Source organism: Nocardia sp. No.11, from assembly GCF_038752175.1.
Taxonomy (GTDB): Bacteria; Actinomycetota; Actinomycetes; order Mycobacteriales; family Mycobacteriaceae; genus Nocardia; species Nocardia canadensis.
Map to the genome: position 1 here is coordinate 21,102 of NZ_JBCGFB010000046.1, position 22,792 is coordinate 43,893.

General features: G+C 68.9%; 17 protein-coding genes and 1 pseudogene. 6 read left to right on the forward strand and 12 right to left on the reverse strand.

Annotation, left to right across the window (positions count from 1 at the left end; translation table 11 throughout):
- Positions 1 to 192: 192 nt before the first annotated feature.
- Genes narI through V8688_RS16390 form a run of 4 tightly spaced genes read right to left on the reverse strand, consistent with a single transcriptional unit; the run spans position 193 to position 7,038 of the window.
- Positions 193 to 948, reverse strand: a complete 756-nt coding sequence (narI, locus tag V8688_RS16375; RefSeq protein WP_218718003.1) for a respiratory nitrate reductase subunit gamma — start codon at positions 946 to 948, stop codon at positions 193 to 195.
- Positions 945 to 1,625 carry a nitrate reductase molybdenum cofactor assembly chaperone gene (gene narJ / locus V8688_RS16380; RefSeq protein ID WP_218718002.1) on the reverse strand — a complete coding sequence of 227 codons (681 nt, stop codon included), beginning with the start codon at positions 1,623 to 1,625 and terminating at the stop codon, positions 945 to 947. The genes narI and narJ overlap by 4 nt, the downstream gene beginning before the upstream one ends.
- Positions 1,622 to 3,316, reverse strand: a complete 1,695-nt coding sequence (gene narH / locus V8688_RS16385) for a nitrate reductase subunit beta (RefSeq protein ID WP_342801155.1) — start codon at positions 3,314 to 3,316, stop codon at positions 1,622 to 1,624. Before narH ends, narJ begins: the two co-directional genes overlap by 4 nt.
- Before the next feature lie 11 nt (positions 3,317 to 3,327).
- On the reverse strand, positions 3,328 to 7,038 hold the full coding sequence (locus V8688_RS16390; RefSeq protein WP_342801156.1) for a nitrate reductase subunit alpha: 3,711 nt from the start codon (positions 7,036 to 7,038) through the stop codon (positions 3,328 to 3,330).
- 689 nt (positions 7,039 to 7,727) lie between these two features.
- Here V8688_RS16390 and V8688_RS16395 point away from each other — a divergent pair.
- The gene (locus V8688_RS16395) at positions 7,728 to 8,459 is read left to right on the forward strand and encodes a helix-turn-helix transcriptional regulator (protein WP_218717999.1); all 732 of its coding nucleotides are present in this window, start codon (positions 7,728 to 7,730) and stop codon (positions 8,457 to 8,459) included.
- Here V8688_RS16395 and V8688_RS16400 read toward each other — a convergent pair.
- Complete coding sequence (locus V8688_RS16400; protein ID WP_218717998.1) at positions 8,456 to 9,289, reverse strand: alpha/beta hydrolase; 834 nt, start codon at positions 9,287 to 9,289, stop codon at positions 8,456 to 8,458. The genes V8688_RS16395 and V8688_RS16400 overlap by 4 nt on opposite strands.
- Before the next feature lie 204 nt (positions 9,290 to 9,493).
- Here V8688_RS16400 and V8688_RS16405 point away from each other — a divergent pair, with 204 nt between their 5' ends.
- Complete coding sequence (locus tag V8688_RS16405) at positions 9,494 to 10,393, forward strand: hypothetical protein (protein WP_218717997.1); 900 nt, start codon at positions 9,494 to 9,496, stop codon at positions 10,391 to 10,393.
- Positions 10,394 to 10,412: 19 nt separating this feature from the next.
- Here the strand turns inward: V8688_RS16405 and mtnC are convergent, their stop codons facing one another.
- The 4 genes from mtnC to V8688_RS16425 all read right to left on the reverse strand — a co-directional run bounded on the left by mtnC (position 10,413) and on the right by V8688_RS16425 (position 15,766).
- Positions 10,413 to 11,105 (reverse strand): acireductone synthase, encoded by a 693-nt coding sequence (mtnC, locus tag V8688_RS16410; RefSeq protein ID WP_342801157.1) that lies wholly within the window; start codon positions 11,103 to 11,105, stop codon positions 10,413 to 10,415.
- Positions 11,102 to 11,677 carry a cupin gene (locus V8688_RS16415; RefSeq protein WP_218717995.1) on the reverse strand — a complete coding sequence of 192 codons (576 nt, stop codon included), beginning with the start codon at positions 11,675 to 11,677 and terminating at the stop codon, positions 11,102 to 11,104. The genes mtnC and V8688_RS16415 overlap by 4 nt, the downstream gene beginning before the upstream one ends.
- Before the next feature lie 3 nt (positions 11,678 to 11,680).
- On the reverse strand, positions 11,681 to 13,318 hold the full coding sequence (mtnA, locus tag V8688_RS16420) for an S-methyl-5-thioribose-1-phosphate isomerase (protein ID WP_342801158.1): 1,638 nt from the start codon (positions 13,316 to 13,318) through the stop codon (positions 11,681 to 11,683).
- An 87-nt stretch (positions 13,319 to 13,405) separates the two neighbouring features.
- Complete coding sequence (locus tag V8688_RS16425) at positions 13,406 to 15,766, reverse strand: arylsulfatase (protein ID WP_342801159.1); 2,361 nt, start codon at positions 15,764 to 15,766, stop codon at positions 13,406 to 13,408.
- A 272-nt stretch (positions 15,767 to 16,038) separates the two neighbouring features.
- Here V8688_RS16425 and V8688_RS16430 point away from each other — a divergent pair, with 272 nt between their 5' ends.
- From V8688_RS16430 to V8688_RS16445, 4 genes are read left to right on the forward strand one after another with little or no spacing between them, the layout of a single operon-like run.
- Positions 16,039 to 17,616, forward strand: coding sequence for an ABC transporter substrate-binding protein (locus tag V8688_RS16430; protein WP_342801160.1), 1,578 nt, complete (start codon positions 16,039 to 16,041; stop codon positions 17,614 to 17,616).
- A complete protein-coding gene (locus V8688_RS16435) occupies positions 17,613 to 18,572 on the forward strand; it encodes an ABC transporter permease (protein WP_218717991.1) in 960 nt (319 codons plus the stop codon). Before V8688_RS16430 ends, V8688_RS16435 begins: the two co-directional genes overlap by 4 nt.
- Positions 18,569 to 19,435 (forward strand): ABC transporter permease, encoded by an 867-nt coding sequence (locus V8688_RS16440; RefSeq protein WP_342801161.1) that lies wholly within the window; start codon positions 18,569 to 18,571, stop codon positions 19,433 to 19,435. The genes V8688_RS16435 and V8688_RS16440 overlap by 4 nt, the downstream gene beginning before the upstream one ends.
- Entirely contained in the window at positions 19,432 to 21,432 is a 2,001-nt protein-coding gene (locus tag V8688_RS16445) for an ABC transporter ATP-binding protein (RefSeq protein ID WP_342801162.1), read from the forward strand. Before V8688_RS16440 ends, V8688_RS16445 begins: the two co-directional genes overlap by 4 nt.
- A 50-nt stretch (positions 21,433 to 21,482) precedes the next feature.
- Here the strand turns inward: V8688_RS16445 and V8688_RS16450 are convergent, their stop codons facing one another.
- From V8688_RS16450 to V8688_RS16460, 3 genes and pseudogenes are all read right to left on the reverse strand, one after another.
- Entirely contained in the window at positions 21,483 to 21,641 is a 159-nt protein-coding gene (locus tag V8688_RS16450) for a hypothetical protein (RefSeq protein ID WP_218717989.1), read from the reverse strand.
- A gap of 203 nt (positions 21,642 to 21,844) precedes the next feature.
- Positions 21,845 to 22,600, reverse strand: a complete 756-nt coding sequence (locus V8688_RS16455) for an ESX secretion-associated protein EspG (RefSeq protein WP_342801163.1) — start codon at positions 22,598 to 22,600, stop codon at positions 21,845 to 21,847.
- A pseudogene (locus tag V8688_RS16460) lies at positions 22,587 to 22,792 on the reverse strand (hypothetical protein); the annotation flags it as partial. The pseudogene V8688_RS16460 and the gene V8688_RS16455, both read right to left, overlap by 14 nt.

The window sequence follows — 22,792 nt, forward strand, 5'->3', positions numbered from 1 at the left end:
CAAGCCCACGCCGCGCGTCCACAGCGCGCGCTCCGTGACCGGTGCCGCAGTGCTGGGCATCGACCATCTCGCCGCGACGGCCGCCAACCCCGATGGTCCGTTCGCCGGCGTCGGCCGTGAGGACACGGATGCGCGCTGTACGCCGTATGGCGCTGGCCCGGGTCAGGGGGTACGAGCGAGCGAATCCGGGCCCTACCAGCGGTCGGGGGTGACCGGGGCGTCCCAGGCCTTGGCGAAGCGGGTCTTGTCCTTGGTGTCGACTTCCTTGCGGCGGTAGACGATGTAGGGCCGGGTGAGGTAGCCGATGGGGGCGCTGAACATGTGCACCAGGCGGGTGTACGGCCAGGCCGCGACCAGGGCCAGCACGACCAGGCCGTGCAGCTGGAAGGTCCACGGGACACCGACCATCAGCCCCGGTTCCGGGTTGATGGTGAACAGGCTGCGGAACCAGGGGGAGACGGTCTCGCGGTAGTTGTAGGTGCCCCAGAGCAGGTTGGAACCCCAGGTGTTGAGCAGACCGGTGACCAGGGCCAGCGTCAGCAGGGTGTACATCATGATGTCGTTGCGGCTGGTCGCCTTGCGCACGGCGGGAACGACGATGCGGCGGTAGCAGAGGATGGCGACACCGGCCACCACCATCAGCCCGGCGACCGAACCCGCGCCCACCGCGACGAGGTGGTAGGCGTGTTCGGAGATGCCGAGCGCGCTGGTCCACGACTCGGGGATCAGCAGACCCATCACGTGCCCGCCGAACACCCCGAGCATGCCGAAGTGGAACAGCGGGCTGCCCAGTTGCAGCAGCTTGGACTCGTAGATCTGCGAGGACCGGGTGGTCCAGCCGAACTGGTCGAACCGGTAGCGCCAGATGTGGCCGAGCACGAAGGACGTGGCGGCGATATAGGGCAGGATCAGCCACAGGCCTTCGGGGAGCGGGATGGTGGCGTTCATCGGCGGCCTTCCGTGGCGTCGAACAACGAGGGGTCCATGGCGAAGGGTTCCAGCCCGACTTCCTCTTCGGGCGGCCCCTGCGCGGCGAGCTCGGCGATGCGGCGCCGGTCGGCGGTGGTCACCGGCGGCAGCGTCGTCAGCACCGCGGCCAGCACGCCGCTGTAGGGCGAGTCGTTGTCGCCCAGGGACAGTCGCAGCAGCTCCATGACCGGAACGTGCTCGCCGAGCAGGCGCTCACCGCCGATCGGGTCGACGGTGGCGGCGAACTCCAGCAGTACCGGCAGGTGGTCGGGCAGTTCCTCGTCACCGAGTTCCACCCCCGCCTGCCGGTAGGCATGCTTGAACCGCAGCAGCGCCATGCCGCGCTTGCGGGTGTCGCCGTAGGCGTAGAAGGTCAGATGCAGGCTGGCCCGGCGGCGCATGTCGAAGGTCTCGACATAGCTCTGCGCCACCTCGATCGAGGGCGTCTCCCGCAGGTAGGTCAGCACCGCGTCGAAGTGCGCCCGCACCTCGGCGGGCAATTCGGCCGCGGCCGTGGACATCTGGTCCAGCAGCGCCAGCGTCGACTCACCGGGGTAGTCCAGCAGCAGCGCGGCCAGCCGCCACACGACCCGCCGATCGTGCTCGGGCATGGCGGTGACCGGCTGGGGTCGCTTGCGGATCGAGAGCAGACTCATTGCGCCGCACCGCTGACCGTGGAGTCGGCCACGGCAGCGCCGTTGCTGCCGTTGCCGTTGCTCCCTGCGTCGGCGCCGTTGCCGTCCGCGGTGGGCGCAAGCTTGTCGCCGCTCGGCACGAGCCCGCTGGTGCTGCGGCCGTCCCAGTTGAGCAGGTTGATCCGGCCCGACTTCTCCTCGGGCGCGGCCTGATTGGTGTCGGCCAGCGAGAACTTCTCCACCACCTGGTCGAACGCGGTCATGCCGGGTCCGCCGTCGGTGTCGAGGCTGCATCCGGTGGCCAGCGAATCCAGTTCGTGCGCACGGGAGGTCGCCCCGGAGGGGATCACGTAGCGGTGCTCGTACTTGGCGATCGCGAGCAGCCGGTACATGGCCTCGATCTCCTCGGGCTCGAGCCCGATCGACGGCGCGATACCGGGCTCGGGCTCCTCGCCGAGGTTGACCGAGCGCATGAACGCGCGCATGCCGGCCAGCCGTTGCAGCGAGGCGCGCACCGGCCCGATCTCCCCGGCGGTGAACAGCTCGGCCAGGTATTCGATCGGGATGCGCAGCGCGTCGATGGCGCCGAACAGGTTGCCCGCGTCCTCACCGTCGTGCCCGGTCTCGCTGAGCACGTCGACCACGGGCGACAGCGGCGGCACGTACCAGACCATCGGCATGGTGCGGTATTCCGGATGCAGTGGCAGCGCCAGCTGGTAGTCCACGATCAGCTTGTAGACCGGCGAATCCTGTGCCGCCTGAATCCATTCCGGCGAGATGCCGGCCTTCTCGGCCTCGGCGATCACGCGCGGGTCGTGCGGGTTGAGGAACACCCCGAGCTGGGACGGGTAGAGGTCCTTGTCGTCGGTCACCGACGCCGCCTCGAGCACCGCGTCGGCGTCGTAGAGCATCACGCCGATGTAGCGCAGCCGCCCGACGCAGGTCTCCGAGCACACGGTCGGGATGCCGACCTCCACGCGCGGGTAGCAGAAGGTGCACTTCTCCGCCTTGCCCGTCTTGTGGTTGAAGTAGATCTTCTTGTACGGGCAGCCGGTGATGCACTGGCGCCAGCCGCGGCACTTGTCCTGGTCGACCAGGACGATGCCGTCCTCCTCGCGCTTGTAGATCGCTCCCGACGGGCACGACGCGGCGCACGACGGGTTCAGGCAGTGCTCGCAGATGCGCGGCAGGTAGAACATGAAGGTCTCTTCGAACTCCAGTTTCACCTTGTCCTCGAGCTTGCCGAGCAAGGGGTCCTTGCCGACCGCTTCGGGACCGGAACCGAGGTCGTCGTCCCAGTTGGCGCCCCAGGTGACCTTGGTGTCCTCGCCGGTGATCAGCGACTTCGGCCGCGCGACCGGAGTGGTGTCGGTGGGCGGGGAGGCCAGCAGGTTGTCGTAGTCGTAGCTCCACGGCTCGTAGTAGTCCTCGACCGTGGGCAGGTCCGGGTTGGCGAAGATGTTCATCAGGCGCTTGAACCGCGAGCCCGACTTCAGCGACAGCTTGCCACGCTTGTTCAGCGTCCAGCCGCCCTTCCACTTCTCCTGATCCTGGTACTGACGCGGATAACCCTGTCCCGGACGGGTTTCCACATTGTTGAACCAGACGTACTCGGTGCCGCCGCGGTTGGTCCACGCCTGCTTACAGGTGACGCTGCAGGTGTGGCAGCCGATGCACTTGTCCAGGTTCATGACCATGGCGAGCTGAGCCATTACGCGCATGATTAGTACTCCACGTTCTGGTTGCGTCGGCGAATTGTCGTGACCTCGTCACGCTGGTTTCCGGTGGGGCCGTGGTAGTTCAGCGCGAAGGACTGCTGGGCGTAGCCGCCGATCAGGTGCGACGGCTTGATCAGCACCCGGGTCAGCGCGTTGTGGATACCGCCGCGCTTGCCCTTGGCTTCCTTGGTCGTGGTCTCGGTGCCCTCGATGCGCGGCACGTCCACCGCGCGGTCCTGCGCGTGGTACATGAAGACCGTGCCCTCGGGCATGCGGTGCGAGACGATGGCGCGGGCGACGACGATGCCGTTGCGGTTGATCGCCTCGATCCAATCGTTGTCGGCGACACCGATCTTGGCGGCGTCGCGGTCCGACATCCAGATCGTCTGACCGCCGCGCGAGAGCGTCAGCATGTGCAGGTTGTCCTGGTAGGCCGAGTGGATGGACCACTTGGAGTGCGGCGTCAGGTACCGCACGGTCACCCCGCCACCGGCGACATTGCCGATCGACGGTTCGGCGAACAGCGCGGTCATGTCCAGCGGCGGCCGGAAGATCGGCAGCTGCTCGCCGAGTTCGATCATCCAGTCGTGATCGAGGTAGAAGTGCTGGCGCCCGGTGAGGGTGTGCCACGGCTTGAGCCGCTCGACGTTGATGGTGAACGGCGAATACCGGCGGCCACCGCTCTCACTGCCCGACCACTCCGGCGAGGTGATCACCGGGACCGGCCTGGCCTGGGTGTCGGCGAAGGTGATCTGCTTGCCCTCGGCCTCGGCCGCGAGATCGGCCAGCTTGGTGCCGGTGCGGCGCTCGAGCTGGTGGAAGCCCTCGACCGCGAGGCGGCCGTTGGTGGTGCCCGACAGCGCCAGGATGGTCTCGGCGGCGAAGGTGTCCTTGGCCAGCGACGGCCGCCCGGCCGCGATGCCGGAGACGACGGTGCCGTTCTTGCCCGCGAGGTACGCCACCTCTTTGTCCGGGTAGGTGGTGATGCCCTTGGTGGTCACACCCAGGGTGTCGACCAGCGGGCCCAGTGCCGCGAGCTTCTCCGCGATCTTGGTGTAGTCGCGTTCGATCTCGACGATCTTGGGCATGGTCTTGCCCGGAATCGGCTCGCACTCACCGGCTTTCCAGTCCAGCACCTTGCCGCCGGCCTGGGCGAGCGCGTCGGGGGAATCGTGCTGCAACGGCACCGCGACGATGTCCTTGCGGGTGCCCAGGTGCTTCTCGGCCAGCCAGGAGAAACCGCGCGCGATCCGGTGGAACGCCTCGAAGTCGGTCTTGGCCTCCCACGGCGGGGAGATGGCGGGGGAGAACGCGTGCACGAACGGGTGCATGTCGGTGGAGGACAGGTCGTGCTTCTCGTACCAGGTGGCGGCAGGCAGCACGATATCGGCGAACAGCGTGGTGCTGGTCATGCGGAAGTCCAGCGCCAGCAGCAGATCCAGCTTGCCCTCCGCGCCCTCCTCCCGCCATTCCAGTTCCTGTGGCCGCACGCCGGTGGCGTCGGTGGTCTGCAGGTTGGAGCCGCAGCCGAGCAGGTGCTTCTGGAAGTACTCGTTGCCCTTGCCCGAGGAGCCGAGCAGGTTGGCCCGCCACACGGTGAGCACGCGCGGGAAGTTCTCGGGAGCGTCGGGGTCTTCACAGGCGAACCGCAGGTCACCGGACTTGAGCTGGGAGACGACGTGGTCGGCGGCGGTGGTGCCCGCGGCGGCGGCCTCGTCGCTGAGGTCGAGCGGGTTGCGGTTGAAGGTCGGGTAGCTCGGCATCCAGCCGAGCCTGCTGGCCAGCGCGATGTTGTCGGCGGCGGTGCGGCCCGCGAACTTGTCCTTGCCCAGCGGCGAGGCGAAGGCGTCGGAGGTGAACGGGTCGTAGCGCCATTGGTCGTTGGTCAGGTACCAGAACACGGTGCCCTGCATCTGGCGCGGCGGCCGCTGCCAGTCCGAGGCCGACGCCAGCGTGGCCCAGCCGGTGACGGGACGGCACTTCTCCTGACCGACATAGTGGGCCCAGCCGCCGCCGTTCTTGCCCTGGCAGCCGGTGAGCAGCGTCAGGGTGAAGAACGCGCGGTAGATCTGATCGGAGTGGAACCAGTGGTTGGTACCCGCGCCCATCAGGATCATCGAGCGGCCACCGGAACGCTCGGCGTTGTCGGCGAACTCGCGACCGATGCGCGCGGCCTGCACGGCGGGCACACCGGTGATGGTCTCCTGCCAGGCCGGGGTGTACGGCGACTCGGCGTCGTCGTAGCCCTTGGCCCACTGGCCGGGCAGACCCTCGCGGCCGAGGCCGTACTGGGCCAGCAGCAGGTCGAACACCGTCGTGACCCGCTTGCCCGCGACGATCTTGGTCGGCACGCCGCGGATGATCGACTCGGCGGAGTCGGTGTCGAAGCGCGGCAGCGCGATCTCGGCGGGCGCGTCGGCCGAGTGGCCGAGCAGGGTGAGCAGCGGGTCGACACCCTCGAGATCGAGGTTCCACTTGCCCGCGTCGCCCTCGCCGAAGCGATGGCCGAGCGAACCGTTGGGCACGACCGGGTTCCCGGCCTGGTCCAGCAGCACCGGCTTGTGCTCGACGCCCTCGCCGGTCTGGCCCAGGTCGGCGGCGGTGAGGAACTTGCCGGGCAGCGCGCCGCCCTGGCCGTCCGCCTCGTCGAGGCAGATCAGGAAGGGCAGGTCGGTGTAGGACTTGATGTAGTTCAGAAAGCTCGGCGTCTGCTTCTCGAGGAAGAACTCCTTGAGCACCACGTGGCCCATGGCCATCGCCAGCGCCGCGTCGGTGCCCGGTCGCGCCGCGACCCACTCGTCGGCGAACTTGGTGTTGTCGGCGTAGTCGGGGGAGACCACCACGACCTTCTGGCCGCGGTAACGCGCCTCGGTCATGTAGTGCGCGTCGGGCGTGCGGGTCACCGGGACGTTGGAGCCCCACATGATCAGGTAGCCCGCGTCGAACCAATCGGCCGACTCCGGCACGTCGGTCTGATCGCCGAAGACCTGCGGCGAGGCCACCGGCAGGTCGGCGTACCAGTCGTAGAACGAGAGCATGTAGCCGCCGATGAGCGATACGAACCGGGCGCCGGTGGCGTGGCTGACCATCGACATCGCGGGAATCGGCGAGAAGCCGGCCACGCGGTCGGGTCCGTACTGCTTGATCGTGTAGACGTGCGCGGCCGCGGCGATCTCGGCGGCCTCCCACCACTCGGCCCGGACGAAACCGCCCTTACCGCGCGCGGTCTTGTAGGCCTTGGCCTTGGCCGGGTCCTCGACGATCGACTCCCACGCCAGCACCGGGTCCTTGAGCTCGGCCTTGGCATTGCGGTACAGGTCGAGCAGCGTGCCGCGCACATACGGGTAGCGCACCCGGGCGGGGGAGTAGGTGTACCAGGAGAACGACGCGCCACGCGGACAGCCGCGCGGTTCGTATTCCGGCTTGTCCGAGCCCACCGAGGGGTAGTCGGTCTGCTGCGACTCCCAGGTGATCACGCCGTCCTTGACGTAGATCTTCCAGGAGCACGAACCGGTGCAGTTCACGCCGTGGGTGGAGCGCACCACCTTGTCGTGCGACCAGCGGTCGCGGTAGAACGCGTCGGCGTCGCGACCGCCGACCTTGTACACCGACCGGTTGTCCGGCGAGACCTCACCGCGCTGAAAGTATTTACCGAGGTTCAGCAACGTGTCGCCGATATCGGTGGGCGACGGACCATGAGTGCGCGAATTAACCACGACGCCCCCTTCGAGCTGTGCTTTCGGGCTGATAGGGGCAACTGTAAAGAGACCGGGTGCTCCGGCAAAACGAACTTTTCACATCCTCGGTGACCCCTCGGTGAGCTGTGAGGTCGGCGAAATCTCGTGGTCACGGACGCGGCTCGGGCGGCGGCGCGCGATTCGGGGCCGACCTGGGTCAACGGGCGGCGACCTGGCTGAACGGGAGTCGCGCGGAGCCTGTTCCCGGGCCCGCGGTGATGCTTCGGAAACCGCTGGTTCTCGGGCGGTTTACATTTGTTTACACATCCGGCGGGCTCGCTGAACAGGGAAGATGTGACGGCCCGCACACTGCGCGGGGGTTGTCGCGGCAGGGTCGGCGCCCGTGCGGGCGGGGTGGATCGAGGTCGCTCGCGCGTCGACTGGCGTGCGGCGGCGAAGTCTATAGCACTGCTGTACGGAAAGAATTCGAATCCTTTTATTTCGCCTCGGCCCTTGGTGTTTCGTGATCGCGCCCACAGTTGCCGGTCGGTAACTACCCAATAGACAACGCGTCAATATAAAGAAACGGCAACTTTTCCGTTCGGCGATTGGTTCGAGGTTGAAACGTCATCCAGGATGGGGCGGTGCAGACAGGGAGGGTTGGGGTGCTACCGAAGTCATCGTCCGACGGGCCGGCTGGTCCGCCGAAGCCGCCGACACTCGGCGGGTTGCTGCGGCGACTGCGCGACGATCGGCGGATTTCCCGGGAAAAACTGGCTTTCGCGGCCGGTGTCAGCTCGAGCTACATCACGCATCTGGAGAGCGGGGACCGGGACCGGCCGACGCAGGCCGTCGTCGAGGCGTTGGTGCGCTACCTCGACCGGATCACCCCGGTGACCGACATCGAGCGCAGGCATCTGTTCGATCTGGCCGGGCTCGCTCCCGTGGACAATCCGTCGGTCGACGACCTGCGCGCCGAGATCAACGCCGAGATGCGCCGGACGCTGGCCCTCCAGGAGCCGAACCTGGCGGCCTATGTCGACACGCGCTGGAATGTGCTGGCGGGCAACGACTCCTATCATCGCGCGTTCCCCGGCTTGGTCGAGGACGTGAACATCCTGCGCTGGTTCTTCGGCAACCCGCTCTCGCGCAAGGTGATGGTGGAATGGGAGAAGGAGTCGACCCTGACCGTGCACTGGCTGCGCGGTCTGATCGGTCAGCAGGGCGGCGGTGAGTGGGCGGCGGAGCTGCTCGACGAGCTCGCCCAGTATCCGGACTTCCGGCGGATCTGGGACGACGGCGACACCGTCTACGGCCGCGAGCACACCGCCATGCGGCTGTGTGATCTGAACACCGGCGAGTACTACACCGTCGACGTCCAGCTCTTCCGCCTCGACTCGGTGGCCTACCCCGGCCGCATCCAGTACTACCTGGCAGTGCGGGAACCCGACGGCGCCTAGATGCCGGCGACGGCGACCGGTGCCGCGGTGTGTGGTGTGCAGGTGGTGACCAGCTCGATCAGTGCGGCGGCGACGTCGTCGGGGTGGGTCACGGGGGCTCCGTGACCCGCGCCGGGCACCGTCTGCACGCCGCGTGCCCCGGGGAGTCCCGCCGCCAGCCGCGCGCATTTCTCGGCGGTGCTGCTGTGGTCGTATTCGCCGCGCAGGACGAGCGCGGGCACGGTGATCTCGCCGAGCCGCTCCAGCACGGAATCCCGATCGATCAGGCACCGGGCCGCCGGATGCAGGGCCGTGCGATCGTGGGTCAGCCAGCGGGTGATCCACCAGCGCCAGATATCCGGGCGATCGCCCCCGATCAATTGGGGCGCCAATTCTTCGGCCAGTGGCACCAATTCCGCGGTGCCGCACCATTCGTCGAAGAATTCTTCGTAGTAGGTTTCGTCGGCCCGGGTGCACGCGCCCGCCTCGGTGTCGAGCAGGGCGAGTCCGCTGACCCGTCCCGGCGCGAGCAGCGCCATCCGTAAGGCGGCGTATCCGCCCTGGCTCATTCCGCCGACCACCGCGGTTTCGACGCCGACCGCGTCGAGCACGCGCAGACCGTCCTCGGCCAGGTCCCAGTAGTCGAAGCGCGGGTCGGCGCCGTAGCCGGTCCGGCCGTGACCGCGGGCGTCCCAGGCGATGACGTTGATGCCGTTGTGCGCCAATATGGTTCGAATCGGATCGAACATGGATTCGTCCATCAGGAATCCGTGGGCGAGCAGCAGGGTGGGCCCGCGAACCGCGCCGGTACGGAAATGGATGTTCACCGAGTCGGAGTGCACATAAGGCATGTTCGAAACATACAAGTGCTGACGACCATTTCGCCCCGCCGTCAGAAATGTGGTCACCGCCGGTTCTGTGAATTCACTGGCGAGTGTATGTACCTCGAGGGGGTGTGCCGATTTACCGCCTGCTATGGACACATGTGTTCACGGCCGATTGGATCGAAGGACAACGACGTACGGCTCGATCAGAGAATTTCGGGGAGTGAACTGATGAGGGTGACGGAGTACGGAAATCACGCACATATATGGCTTGCCGCCGCGGGCGACGGGCTCTCGGACACCTTCGCGGTGTGCGGTGCGGAAGGCAGGGCCATCTGGTACGGCCCCTATCTCGACGCCGATGTCGACCATCCACGCGGTGACCGCCACGCCGCGGCCATGGGTGCCGCGGGCCGCGCGATCTGGCTGGCCGGCCGGGCCCGCGACGATACGGGCGTCGACAAGGCGACCCTGCACCTGTCGGTCAGCGACGACGAGCTCGACGCCGTCACGCTGGCCTGCACCGCATCGATGGCCGGTCTGGCCCTCGATCTCCTTGTCACCGAGGACAATCCAGCCCAGGACTGGTGCCATGCCTTCGGCAGGCTCGACTGGAACTCGGGCCCGCTGACCAGCCTGGTCGATCCCGCCGAGCCGCCGAGCGCGCCGGTGCTCCGCTCGATCACCGGCGGCCTCGAACAGCAGTCCGAACCACAGGAAGGGCCTGTCATGCACGAAAACGCCACGGATCACTGGTCGGAACTGCGCTCGGCGTTGGAGGGGCTGCTGCTGCACGACGCGATCGGCATGGACGCCAAGATGCGCCACGCCGTCTCCGCCGTCGTCCACCTCACCGTCGACACCCCGCACGGCCCACCCGAGGACGCCGAGGAGTTCCTCGGCCGCTTCGACGCCTCCTGGCTGGTGGCGTCCTGGCTCGGCCACGACACCGAGCTCTCCCTGATCGCCACCCTCGCCGCGGGCGAGATCCCGGCCCTGTCCTGGTGCGAACTGATGTTCACCACCACCCTGGCCCCGTGGTCGACCAGCCCCGTCGCCGTGCACGCCCGCCGGGTATTCACCACGGTGCAGCGCGGAAAGCTGGGTGCGGTCCGGGCGCACGTCAGCTGACCGCGCCCGGGCCGATCGGTCAGACCGCCGCGCCGACCTCGACCTCGGCGAACGACCCGACCCAGCGATGCGGCGGGCGCGGCGGGTTGGGTTCGCCCGCGCGGTGCACGCCGACGGCCCGCCATCCGGCGGCCACGGCGGCATCGAGTTCGTCCGGGTGGTCGGACAGGAACAGGATCTGCGCGGCCGGGACGCCGATGCGCTCGGCGATGACGTCGTAGGACGCGGCCTCGCGCTTGGGGCCGGCGCTGACCAGATCGAAGTGATCGGTGATCAAGCCGGACAGGTCGCCGGACTCGGCGAAGGCGAACCAATCCCGTTGGTTGCGTTCGGAACCCGACGAGTACACGTACAGGTCGAGCCCGGCCGCGTGCCAGGCCGACAGCGCGGGCACCACATCGGCGAAGAACCGCCCGTGCAGCGCGCCCGCCCGGAACCCCTGGGCGCAGATCGCGCCCTGCGCGGCCTTGAGCGGCTCGGCCTTGACATCGGAACGCAACCAGCCGATGAGGATCTCGGCGACCCGATCGGTGTCGGCGTCGGGTTCACCGGCCAGCTCCCTGGTCTGGGCGAGCACGGATTCGGCGGCGCCGGCAGCGTTCCCGGCCAGCCAGGCGGGCAGGCGCTGCTCGGTGTAGCCGTAGAGGTCGGTGCGCACCGAGTCGGTGGGGCTGGTGGTGCCCTCGATGTCGAGGACGACGGCGCGGGTCACGACGCGGCGAGCAGTTCGTCCAGCGTCGGGAAGCCCGCGCTGATCTTGTCGCCGGTGAAGTCGCCGATCCAGCCGTCGGCCTCCTCGAAGAAGCGGATGGCGATGAAATCGGGCCGGGTACCCATGTCGAACCAGTGCAGGGTGCCCGCGGGGACCGAGAGCAGATCGCCGGCCTCGCAGACCGTCGCCAGCACGGCGTCGCCGAGGTGCAGGTAGAAGCAGCCGCGACCGGCGGCGAAGAAGCGCACCTCGTCCTCGGCGTGACGGTGCTCGTCGAGGAACTTCGCGCGCGCGCCCGCCGCCGTGGCGGGCCATTCCGGGTTGTCGTCGTCGGGGTGGATCCGGGCGACGTCGATGTGCTCGTAGCGGCCCGCCGCGTTGAGTTCGCCGATCTGCGGAGCGTAGTGGGCGAGCAGGGTGTCGGAGTCGGTGTTCGCGGCGTCGGCCAGCACGTCCCAGCGTGAGAAGGCGATGCCGTGCTTGTCCAGCTCGGCGGCGATCTCGGCGGTATCGGTGGTGCGTACGCGCACGTCGGCGGCGTTGTCGGCGGCCATCACTTGCAGCAGGGTCATTGTCTATCCGATCTCGAGTGGCGTGGCGTCGGTGCGCCCCGTGCGGGTGATCAACTCGCACAGGGCTTCCAGGCATTCGGCGCGATCGCGCGCCTGGGCAAGAGTGTCACCCCAGGTGGTGATCCCGTGCCCGGTGATGAACAGAATCGGTGGGGCGCCGGGGTTATCGCGCAGATAGGTCTCGATGTCGGCGCCGATGCGCGCGACCTCGGGCCAGTTCGGGAACACCGGGACCGCCACCGCGGCCGGGTCGGCCAGGCCGAAGCCCTTGAGCAGTTCGTATCCGGTGATCGACAGCGTGCTCACCGCGTCACCGGGCCGCGCGGCGGTGGTCGCCAGCGCGGTCGCGAACGGCGAGTGCACGTGCACGACGGCCCCGGCCGCGCGGGTGCGGTAGACGGCGGTGTGAATGCTCGTCTCCGCGGACGGCTTCCGGCTCTGTCCCGGGCGTGGCGTCGTATCGGCCACGGCCACCAGCACCGTGTCCCGTTCGGTCAGTTCGCCTTTGGACAGCCCGCTCGCGGTGATCAGCGCGTCCTCGTCGACCCGCACCGAGATATTGCCCGCGGTGCCGGGCATCCAGCCGCGCTCGTAGAGCTGGCGCGCGATGGCCGCGATCGCCGCGCCCTGGGCGGCAAACGGCTGCGAAATCCCGTAGACCACACCGTTTTCGGTGACGACGGCGGTCACCAGATCGGCGGGGGTCACGTCGAAGGCGGGGTTGAACACCGCGGTGCCTGCGGGCGCTGTCGCCACCCCGCCGAACCCGGTGACCTCGGCGGCGGCCCGCTGCTCGACCACGATCTGCGCGCCGGTCGCCATCGCGGTGTCACGGGTGGACTCCGGCGCGACCACGATGAACGGGATGCCGTGGTGGCGGGCGGCCAAAGCCAGGGTGAAGGTGCCGATCTTGTTGGCGACGTCGCCGTTGGCCGTGATCCGGTCGGCCCCGACGAGCACGGCGTCGACCTGCCCGGTGGCCATCGCCCAGGCGGCGGCGGAATCGATGGTCAGCCGGTGCGGGATGCCCGCCTCGGCCAGCTCCCACGCGGTGAGCCGGGCGCCCTGCAGCAGCGGCCGGGTCTCGTCGACGATCACGTCCGCGACCGCGTCGCGCTCGTGCAGCACCCGCAGCGCGCCGATCGCGGTGCCGACGGCACTGGTGGCCAGGCGGCCGGTGTTGCAGTGTGTGAGCAGCCGCAGCGGCCCGTCGCCACACAGGCGCTGCACCAGGTCGGCGGCGTGGGTGGCGGCGGCCAGGTTCACCCGGCCGTCCTCGGCGAGCAGGTCGAGGGTCTCGGCCAGCACCGCGTCGGCGCCGTCGGCGATCCGCCCGCGCACCCGCTCGACCGCCCAGGCCAGGTTGACCGCGGTCGGCCTGGCCGCCGCGATCCGATCGGCCTCGGCCTGCACGGCGGCCTCGTCCACCACCCCGCCCACGGTGTGCGCCCTGGTCGCGATGACCACGCCGAACGCCCCCGCGATCCCGATCGCCGGGGCGCCGCGAATGGCCAGCGTGGTGATCGCGTCGATGATCTCGTCGACGGTACCCAGGCGCAGCTGCCGCGCCTCGTGCGGCAGCCCGCGCTGGTCGATGGTGAGCAGCGCTCCGTCGTCCCAGGTGAGCGAGCTGTCGTCCATCGGTGTCCTTACTTCGGGTCGGTCATCGTGCCTGATAAACGGTATCCGACCTGGTCCGGGCACGAAGCCCGGGCCCGGTCGCCCCGGTCACTCGGCGACGTATTCCGCCTCGCGCTCCACGGCGTCGATCGTGGCCTGCGGTACCTGGATCGGACCGGGGGTGTAGGTGATCGCCCGCAGCGACCCCGTGTACCGGAACGGCCCACGGCGCTCGCGCAGCTCCCTGTCGACCGGACCACGCGCGTCGACGCCGACCGAGATGCCGGTCCACGGCGCCATCCCGACCAGCTGCACCTGATCGGTGAGCTCGGCGACCACCACCCCGTCGACCTCGACCACGAAGTCCCAGCGCAGGTGCGGCCGGATCGCCGCGCGCACGGTGATCTCCCCGGCCCCGCCCGGTAGCGCGGCCGCCACCGACGCGTAGCGGCCGTAGCTGTTGACGCCGAACACCACCTCGTCGTTCTCGACATAGAGCAGGTAGCCGCCCAGCGGGTCGCCGTGCGCGACGAGTACGCCTTCGTCGCCCGGCCGGAAGCCGGTGACCGTGGGACTGTCCCCGGCGGGCGTCGGCGACTCCGCCCGGCGACCGGTGAGCTCGGCGGTGATGGTGAAATCGCGGTAGGCGATCAGGCGCTGCGAGCGGTAGCGCTCCAGGGTCGGCGTGCCGGGCAGCAGCCGCACCGGTGCGGCGAACCGGGCTTCCTCGGGACGGCGCCGGAACAGGTCGGCGCGGGTGAGCAGCGGGAATACGGTATTCGCCCAGGCCGATTCGTCCCAGGCCGCGGCCAGCTCGGCGGCCTTGTCCGGGTATTGCGCCGAGAGATCGTGCAGCTCGGTCGGATCGGCGCGCACATCGAACAGCTGCCAGTGCGGCGCGTCCAGATCGGCCCCGGTCTCGTACAGCGACAGCAGCTTCCACCCATCGCGATAGAATCCGCGATGCCCGGTCATCTCCGAGTACTGCTCGGTGTGGCGGGTCGGCGCGGCCGGATCGCGCAGCAGCTCGGCTGCCGAGACACCGTCGAACTCTTTGGCGGGCAGCCCGTTACGCACCGACGGCCGCTCCAGTCCGGCCAGCTCGAGCAGGGTCGGGGCCAGATCGGTGACATAGGCGTACTCGTGCCGGATGCCGGTGTCGGCGCCGGTGCGCGGCAGGCCCTTCGGCCACGACACCACCAGCGGCACCCGCACGCCACCGGCGAAGGTCTGGCCCTTGTAGAAGCGGAACGGCGTGTTGGACGCCTGACCCCAGCCGCGCGGGTAGTGCACACCCAGCTCGGCGGTGCCGATCAGGTCCTCGTCGTGCGGGACGTCGCCGACCCAGTCCGGATCGTCGATATGGGCGAACTCGGCGAAGTACGAGCGGGTGCCCTCGGGGCCGCCCTCGGCGGTGCCGCCGTTGTCGGAGGTGAACACGATGATGGTGTTGTCGAGTTCGCCCAGGTCCTCGAGCAGATCGACGATGCGGCCCAGGCTCTGGTCGATGCTGTCGACCATGCCCGCGTACACCTCCATGTACTTGGCGTAGCGCCTGCGCTCGTCGTCGGAGAGCGAATCCCATTCCGCGGCTTCGTAACCGGGCTCGGTATTGCGCGGCTTCTGCTGCGTGCCGGGCGGGAACAGGCCCTGGGCCAGCTGTTCGGCGAAACGCTGGCGGCGCAGTTCGTCCCAGCCCTCGGCGTAGCGGCCGCGATACTTCGCCTGATCCTCGGCCTTGGCCTGCAGTGGTCCGTGCATCGCCACGTGCGCGAAGTACAGGAAGAACGGCTTGGTGGCATCGTGGGCGCGCAGGTCCTTGAGGTAGGCCAGCGCCTTGTCGGTGAGATCGTCGGTGAGGTAGTAGCCCTGCGGGTACTCCTCGATATCGACCACCGAACTGTCGGAGACCAGCTGATTCGGGTAGTAGAACGAATTCAGCCCCTCCAGCGATCCGTAGTAGCGGTCGAAACCCCGTTGCGTCGGCCAGGAATCGCGATGCGCCGACGGATTCATCGTGGCGTCCCGTACGAGATGCCATTTCCCCACGGCGTAGGTCGCGTATCCGTTACCGCGCAGGATCTCCGGCAGCGTGAGCACGTCGTCGGCCAGTTCCAGGCGCAGTCCGGGATAGCCGGGATCGGCATTGGCGACGAAGCCGAAACCCGCGCGGTGGGAATTGATTCCGGTCAGCAAGGCCGCGCGCGAGGGTGAGCACAGCGGCGTGGTGTGGTAATTCGACAGGCGCACGCCCTGGGCAGCCAGCCGGTCCAGCGTCGGCGTCTCGATCTCGGAGCCGAACGGGCCGATATCGCTGTAGCCCATATCGTCGACGAGCACGACGACGATATTGGGCGCGCCGGCGGGCGCGGTCGGGGGAGAGGTCCATTCCGGGGTGGAATCGGCCGAGGTGCGACCGGCCGAACCACCGAAGGATTCGTAACCGCGAGCGTGGGGTGGAACAGGCATTCTGGCAGTAAAGGTGACATATTCCCTGGTCACCAGGGTTATATGCATCTTGCGCGGAATCGGTGACCCCTGCGGCGCAACTTGTTAGCGTCACTGCCGTGCCCACGAATCAGCCCTCTCGCTGCTGTTCGTGTCGCGTCCTGCGTGGCTGACGTACGTCTGCTGACGTACGCGGCCGAACGAGCCGATGTGTCCCCTTTCCCCGGTGCGCTCCTGTGCTGCGCGCCGTTCGGCCCGCACCGCGGGTCGACGTGTCTTCGAGGAATCCCACGATGAGCTTTACCCCCGGCGGCCTCGATCGCCGCAACTTCCTGCGCGTCGGCGGCATCGCCGCGGCGGCCATCTTCGGTGGCGCGGCGCTGGCGGCCTGCACCTCGGCCGTCTCGGAGCAGAAGGCCGGCGGTGACAACGCGACTCCGGTGCGCGGCGGCACCCTGAAGGTGGGTATCCGCGAGGACCTGGTGCCCGCCAACCTGCTGACCAACACCGCCGCGACGCCGGTCGTCATCGGCCTGGTCTACGAATCGCTGATCCGCTACCCGAACGACACGCTGGAACCGCAGCCGCTGCTGGCGAAGTCGTGGCAGCTCGCCGCCGACGGCCGCTCGATCGCGCTCGACCTGCGCGACGACGTGAAGTTCCACTCCGGCAGGCCGTTCACCGCCGAGGACGTGGAGTTCTCCATCCGCACCTACGCCGACGCCAAGTGGTCGGCCCAGCTGCGTAGCACCGCCAGCGCGGTCACTGGCTTCGACATCGTCTCGCCCACCCGCATCGTGTTGCAGCTGGCCCATCCGCTGAGCAACATCTACGACCTGCTCGACACCGTGCCCATCCTGGACAGCGAGACCATCGACAAGCTGGGCACCGGCGACACCTATATCGGCACCGGGCCGTTCAAATACGTCCAGCGCGTACCGAATTCGCAGATCGTCTTCGAGAAGAACCCGAACTACTGGGTCCCCGAGCGCCCCTACCTCCACCGCGTCGAGGTCTCGATCATCCAGGACCCGCAGGCGCTGCTGAACGCGCTCAAGTCCGGGCAGATCGCGGTGGCCAGGGAACTCGGCTACCGCGACGCCGAGAACCTCGCCGAGGCGGGCGGCTACCGGGTGCTCGACCTCGAGGGCGCGGAACTGCAGGCCTACGTCGGCGTCAACGTCACCGAACCGGCGCTGGCCGATGTGCGGGTGCGCCAAGCCATCGCCTACGCCCTGGACCGTGAGCGGATCATCGCCGAGGTCTTCCGCGGCGCGGGCTATCCGCTGAACGTGCCGTGGCCCAAGACCTCGCCCGCCTTCGACGAGTCGCGCAACACCAAGTACAGCCGCGATGTCGCCAAGGCCAAGGATCTGCTCACCCAGGCGGGCAAGCCGCCGAAGCTGCCGCTCACCTTCGCGCCCGGCTACGAGGAGACGGCCCAGATCGTGCAGGCCAACCTCGCCGAGGTCGGTATCGAGGTGACCCTGGACCCGGTCGACGCCGCCACCTTCGTCAAGCAGCTCACCGGTCAGCAGTTCCGTGGCCTGTGGGTGACCGATCACTCGTGGGCGCAGTTCGTGCCGTCGACGCTGACCGTGAGCGCCTACCCGTTCAACGCCCGCCGCAACGCCTCCCGCTACGAATCGCCCGCCTACACCGCGGCGGCCGACGCGGCCTGGCAGCTGCCCCAGGGCACCGGCCCGGACGCGGTGCGCGCCTTCCACACCGTCAGCGACCAACTGCTGGAAGGACTGTTCCTGATCGAGATCGGCGTGCGTTTCCAGCAGTACGCCACGGCGAACAAGGTGCACGAGCTCGCCTGGACCAAGCGCCGTGAGCCCGTGCTCACCGACACCTTCCTGTCATGACCCGCTATCTGCTGCACCGGCTGCCGTCGGCACTGCTCGTGCTGTTCGGCGCCTCGGTGCTGATCTTCCTGCTGCTGCGCCTGGTGCCCGGTGATCCGGCCACGATCCTGGCGGGCAACGACGCGACGCCGCAATCGATCGCGGCGATCCGCCATCAGCTGGGCCTGGACCGGTCCATCCCGGTGCAGTACCTGAACTGGCTCGCTGACCTGTTCACCCTCGATCTCGGGCGTTCCTACATCATCGGCGGGCAGATCACCGATCTGGTCGGCCGCGGTCTCACCAACACCCTGGTCCTGACGGTGACCGCGCTGATCCTGGCCGTCGTGGCGAGTCTGGCGGTCTCGCTGGCGTCGGTGCTGTGGCCGAGCCGGTGGCTGAGCGCCGTTGTCGCCGCGGCCAATACGGTCGCGGTGGCCCTGCCGACCTTCGTCGTCGGGCCGCTGCTGGTGCTGGTCTTCGCGGTCGCGGTCCCGGTGCTGCCCGCCGGTGGTGTGCCGCCGGACGGCTTCATCGCCCGGCCCGACATCGCCGTGCAGTATCTGCTGCTGCCCGCGATCTGCCTCGCGCTGCCGGTGGCGGCGGCACTGACCCGGTTCCTCACCGAGTCGCTGCGCACCGAACTCACGAAACCGTATGTGCTGACCGCGCGTTCACTCGGCGTCCCGCACCGCGAGATCGTCACCCGAGGCGCGCTGCGCAACGCGCTGCCGACCCTGCTCACCGTGCTCGGCCTGCAGACCGGGCAGTTGCTCGGCGGTGCCGTGCTGGTGGAGGCGGCCTTCGTCTGGCCGGGCATCGGCCAGCTCATCGAACAGGGCATCAGTCGTCGCGACTACCCGCTGGTGCAGGTGCTGTTGCTGCTGTCGGTGGCGGTGTTCGTGGTGATCCAGCTGGTGACCGATATCGCGCACGCCTGGCTGGATCCCCGCATCCGGATCGGAGGACGGTCATGACCGCGACCATCGAGAAACCGGCTGCCGCCCAGGAGGAGTCGCCTCGTCGCGCCGGTGCGCTCGCGGCGCTGGGCACGGGGCAGGGGCTCGCCGGTGTCGCGCTGATCGCGGTGATCGCGCTGGCGGGTGTGTTCGCCGGTGTGCTCAGTTCCTACGACCCGCTCGCCCAGATCCCCGGCGCCAATCTGCTCGGCCCGAGCTGGGAGCACTGGCTCGGCACCGATCACCTGAATCGGGATGTCGCGGCGCGGGTGCTCGCCGGCATCCGCGTCGATCTGCTGATCGTGCTGCTCGCGGTGCCGATCGGCGCGCTGATCGGGTCGCTGGCCGGGCTCGCCGCCACCGTGAATCCCTGGGCCGATGTCACCGTGCAGCGGGTGTTCGACCTGATCCTGGCGTTCCCGGCGCTGATCTTCGCGATCGCGCTCGCCGCCGTCACCGGACCCGGCTGGCACGCGGTCGTCATCGTCATCATCGCCACCGAGATCCCGATCTTCGGTCGCCAGATCCGCACCGCCGTCCTGGCGGTGCGCGAGCAGCCGTTCGTCGAGGCGTCCGAGGTGATCGGCGCCGACACCTGGTGGACGCTGCGTAAGCATGTGCTGCCCAACGTGATCGAACCGCTCGGCGTGCAGCTGGCGCTGTCGCTGTCGCTGGCGGTGTTCATCGAGGGCGCGATGAGCTTCATCGGCATCGGGGTGCGTCCGCCGGAACCCTCGCTCGGCTCGCTGATCGGCGAGTCCATCGCCAACCTCGACGCCAACCCGTGGATGGCGATCGGCCCGCTGACCGTCGTGGCCGGGCTGACGCTCGGCTTCCTGTTGATCGCCCAGGCACTGGGCCGGGCAAGGAGACTGGCATGACCGACGAGCTGGTGCTCGATATCGACGGCTTGACCGTCGGTTTCGGCGATCGAACCGTGGTCGACCGGGTGAGCCTGCGGGTCCGCCGCGGCGAGGTCGTCGCCCTCGTCGGCGAATCCGGCTCCGGGAAGTCGCTCACCGCGCGGTCGGTGCTCGGCCTGCTGCCCGGCACCGCGCACGCCACGGGTTCCCTCCGGCTGGCGGGCACCGAGGTCATCGACGCGTCCGAGACGGCCCTGCGAGAACTGCGCGGCACCAAGGCCGCCATGGTGTTCCAGGAGCCGCAGACCGCGCTCAACCCGGTGCAGAAGATCGGTACCCAGATCCGGCAGGCGCTGCGAGCCCACGGCGTCACCGACAAGGCCGCCGCCAAGGCCCGCGCGATCGAACTGCTTGCCGCCGTAGACATCCCGGAGCCGGCGAAGCGGCTGGACTGGTATCCCCACCAGCTCTCCGGCGGGCAGAAGCAACGCGTGGTGATCGCGCTGGCCCTATCCGGCGACCCGGACCTGCTCATCGCCGACGAGCCCACCACCGCGCTCGACGTCACCGTCCAGGCGGAGATCCTCGACCTGCTGCGGACCCTGCGGCGCGAGCGGGGCACGGCGATCCTGTTCATCACCCACAACCTCGGCGTGGTCGCCGAGATCGCCGACCGGGTGGTGGTGATGCGGGCCGGGCAGGTCGTCGAAGAACAGACGGTGTTCGGGCTGTTCGGCGCACCGGAGGCGGAGTACACGCGGACCCTGCTGGCGTCGGTGCCGCGGCTGCCCGCGGTGTCCGAGCGTGGGGCCGGGGCCCGTACGGGTGAGATCGTCGGCGCCGCGAGTGAAATCGACGCGGCGCAGCCCGATCCCGCCGGAGTGAGCGGTACCGCGAGTGACGGCGACGCCGAGCGCGCCGAGATCGACGGCGACGAGCGTGCTGCGGGCGACGGTGGCGAGCGTAGTGCGGGCGATGGCGTCGGTGCTGCGGGTGGCGATGTCGTGGGATCGGCTGCGGGTGAGGGCGTGAACTCCGCGGATGATGGTTCGTCCGAGGGAGCGACGGCCGGTGATGCCGAGGAGCCGGAACCGGCTGCCCGCCGGATCCTGCGGCGCGTCGTCGTGCGCGGTCCGGCTGTTGTCGCCGAGAAGGGCGGCGGTACCGACGAACCCGACTATCGCGACGTGTTGCGCATCGACGACCTGTCGGTGACCTACCCGGGACGCCACGGCGCGGCACCTTTCCCCGCGCTGCGCGACATCGCGCTGGCGCTGGGCCCGCGCGAAGTGCTGGGCTTGGTCGGCGAATCCGGCTCGGGCAAGAGCACACTGGGCCGCACCGCGCTCGGACTGGTGCCCGCGACATCGGGCACCGTGGAACTGCAGGGTGTCTCCCTGGCCGGGCTGTCACGACGCGAACTACGGGGCCTGCGCAAGAACGTCGCGCTGGTGCATCAGGACGTGAGCGCCTCGCTCGACCCGCGGCGCAGCGTCGCCGACGCGATCGCGGAACCGCTGCAGGTGCATCGCGCCGCCTCGGGCGCGCTGCTGCGGGCCAAGGTCGGGGACCTGCTCGAATCGGTGCGGCTACCACGGGATTACGCGCAGCGGCGGCCGGGCGAGCTCTCGGGCGGTCAGCGTCAGCGGGTGGCACTGGCCCGTGCGCTGGCGCTGGCGCCACGGCTACTGGTGGCCGACGAACCGACCAGCGCGCTCGATGTCTCGGTGCAGGCCCAGGTGCTCGACCTCTTCGCCGACCTGCGCGCCGAATACGGCTTCGCCAGCCTGTTCATCAGCCACGATCTGGCGGTAGTGCACCAGGTCGCCGACCGGGTGGTGGTGTTGCGGCAGGGCCGGATCGTCGAAACCGGCGAGGTCGGTGCCGTCTTCGCCGCACCGGCCCAGGAGTACACCCGCCGCCTGCTCGACGCGGTGCCGGCTCCCGACCCGTCGACGGCTCGCCGTGGCCGGGACGGATCCGCGGCGAGCGCGCTCCAGCGCATCGGGGCCTGACGTGGACGAGCCGCCGGAAGGGGAACCGGCGGCTCGTCGACACACGTGGATCAGCGATGGTCGGGGCGGCGCGGTTCACGCCGATCGTCCTGACCTGCTCGCGTCATACCTTGCGAGTTCTCGCCCATCTGCTCCTGCCGCTGTTGCTGCTGCTGCCGCGGCATCTGCTTGGGCATTTTCTTAGGCGTTTTCTTGGACTTGTCAGCCATCTCCACACGGTCCTTTCCGAGGGATAGTGTTTCGCCTAACGCGCCAACGATAGCCAGCGCAAATGCACTTCGGTAGAGGTGTGCGCAAAATGATGGTCCGACCAGGGGAATTCCCGGCGTGTCGATTGTTCGGGAGAATTCTCGAACATTATTTGCCGACGCATTAATCGTGGCAATTCGCCGCCTGGACGGCGGTTTTCCGGTCAATTTTCTTCGGCACGGTAACGACGTTGCGCGCGCAGCAGCATCTGGCGAATTCCCGCGATCATCCGGGTGCGGTCCAACGGCTCGGCGATGATCGGATCGCCCGTCCTGGCGTAGTAGCGCCCGTCCGGGAAGTCCATCCACCAGAACGTGCGCTCCGGTGTCGACGGGCGAGCGTCCACCGCGCCCCCGGCGTAGGCGGCGATCTCGCCGTGTCCCGAACGTGGCCGCCGGAACACCCGGGAGATCTGATCCGCCGCGCTGACCGCGCCCCTGCGGTACTCGAAATGCTCGTCCTCGTCGGCGATCCGCGCGCGCGGGATCTCGATCGGCGCGAGCCTGCCCGGCCCGCGCTCCGGCAGCGCCGCCACCGCGGTCTCGGCGACCTCGTCGATACCGCACCAGGTGAGGACCACCTCGCCGCCGGTGTCGTCGCCGCCGTTCGGCTCCTGGGTCAGCGTGGCGCCCGACGCACCCCGGATGGCGCCGTGGAATCGAATGATCTGCGGACTATCCTGCCCCGCATATCCTTTCGACTCCAGCCGGGCATCGGGATGCAGCAGGGTATCGATGGCGCGCTCGACCATCGGGTCGTACTTGTCGAGCAGCGAGCGCACGGCCAGCTCCCGGTCGCGTTTCAACTCGTCGAAATCGCTGATGCGCGTACGGAATCGCAGCGGATACGGCAGTCGGTCCCGGCCGTAGGCGGCCCACAGGATCTCGAACTCCTGCCCGGTGAACCTACTGCTGGGCACTGTCGTTGTCCGCTCCGATCACCGGCGGCACCGTCCTGATGTCGCCGAGCCCGGTGAGGATCTCCCCGTTCTCCTGATTGACGAGATAGTCGGGGAAGGTGTGGGTTTCGTCGTCGTTCTGCCCACCACGTCCCGCGCCCGCGCCCATGCCGCCCATCCCCGGCATACCCGCGCGGCCCGCGGCGCCCGCCG

Coding starts and splice junctions, on each gene's coding strand:
- narH (WP_342801155.1), bottom strand. CDS start 3,316: ATGGCTCAGCTCGCCATGGTCATGAACCTGGACAAGTGCATCGGCTGC.
- V8688_RS16450 (WP_218717989.1), bottom strand. CDS start 21,641: ATGGCTGACAAGTCCAAGAAAACGCCTAAGAAAATGCCCAAGCAGATG.
- V8688_RS16400 (WP_218717998.1), bottom strand. CDS start 9,289: ATGCCTTATGTGCACTCCGACTCGGTGAACATCCATTTCCGTACCGGC.
- V8688_RS16425 (WP_342801159.1), bottom strand. CDS start 15,766: ATGCCTGTTCCACCCCACGCTCGCGGTTACGAATCCTTCGGTGGTTCG.
- V8688_RS16405 (WP_218717997.1), top strand. CDS start 9,494: ATGAGGGTGACGGAGTACGGAAATCACGCACATATATGGCTTGCCGCC.
- V8688_RS16435 (WP_218717991.1), top strand. CDS start 17,613: ATGACCCGCTATCTGCTGCACCGGCTGCCGTCGGCACTGCTCGTGCTG.
- mtnA (WP_342801158.1), bottom strand. CDS start 13,318: ATGGACGACAGCTCGCTCACCTGGGACGACGGAGCGCTGCTCACCATC.
- V8688_RS16445 (WP_342801162.1), top strand. CDS start 19,432: ATGACCGACGAGCTGGTGCTCGATATCGACGGCTTGACCGTCGGTTTC.
- narI (WP_218718003.1), bottom strand. CDS start 948: ATGAACGCCACCATCCCGCTCCCCGAAGGCCTGTGGCTGATCCTGCCC.
- V8688_RS16430 (WP_342801160.1), top strand. CDS start 16,039: ATGAGCTTTACCCCCGGCGGCCTCGATCGCCGCAACTTCCTGCGCGTC.
- V8688_RS16415 (WP_218717995.1), bottom strand. CDS start 11,677: ATGACCCTGCTGCAAGTGATGGCCGCCGACAACGCCGCCGACGTGCGC.
- V8688_RS16440 (WP_342801161.1), top strand. CDS start 18,569: ATGACCGCGACCATCGAGAAACCGGCTGCCGCCCAGGAGGAGTCGCCT.
- narJ (WP_218718002.1), bottom strand. CDS start 1,625: ATGAGTCTGCTCTCGATCCGCAAGCGACCCCAGCCGGTCACCGCCATG.